Consider the following 771-nt stretch of genomic DNA (forward strand, 5'->3'; position numbering starts at 1 on the left):
TGGACGCAGCGAGGCCGCACCGTGACCGCGGCGGCCTGGACCGCTCCGCTGGCCGGTCTGGCGCCGGCTCGCCGACCCCGGCTGGTGGCGTCATCCGCCGTCGGCGCGCCGCTGAGCTGGGGGACGCCGCCCGGCGTGGTGTTGATCGGCGAAGAGCAACTGGCCCGACCGGAGACCGCCCGCGCCGTTCTGGCGCATGAACTGGCCCATCTGCAGCGCGGCGACTGGATCTTTCTGATCCTGTCCCGGGTCGCCCTGGGCCTGTTCTGGTTCAATCCTCTGGTCTGGAAGCTCCACTCCGCCCTGTCGGCCCGCAGCGAGGAGGCCGCGGATGCGGTCGCCTTCGGCGAGGTCGATCGCGGGACCTATGCCCGCGCCCTTGTCGGCCTCGCCGCCGACTTCAACCCGCCCGCCGCCCTCGGCATGGCCGGACCTGCTGAAACCCTCACCCGAAGGATCGCCTGCATCATGAAGACCTCCGTTCCGCTTCGCCGCCGGCCGCTGGCCATGGCCCTGACCGTCGGCGCCCTGATCGGCGTCGCCACCCCGATCGCCGCGCTTGAGCTGACCCCCCGCAGCCCGGCCGCATCGCCGGCGCCGGTCGCGCCCGTGGCGCAGCCCGATCCGATCGATGCCGTCGACGCTGTCGACGCCGTCGTTCAAGCCGCGGCCGCCGATGCGATCAACGCCGTCGAGGCCGTCGATGCGGTCAACGCCGTCGCGCCCGTGGCCTCCGACGGCGACTGGTTCGTGGGGCAGGACGCCTGGGCG

At 73.4% G+C, this 771-nt stretch carries 1 protein-coding gene; it reads left to right on the forward strand.

The features are described 5' to 3' along the window. Positions 1-21: 21 nt before the first annotated feature. A partial coding sequence (locus QQJ79_RS15550; protein WP_284223838.1) for a M56 family metallopeptidase occupies positions 22-771 on the forward strand: 750 nt, incomplete at its 3' end.

Source organism: Brevundimonas denitrificans (assembly GCF_030160755.1).
Classification (GTDB): Bacteria; Pseudomonadota; Alphaproteobacteria; order Caulobacterales; family Caulobacteraceae; genus Brevundimonas; species Brevundimonas denitrificans.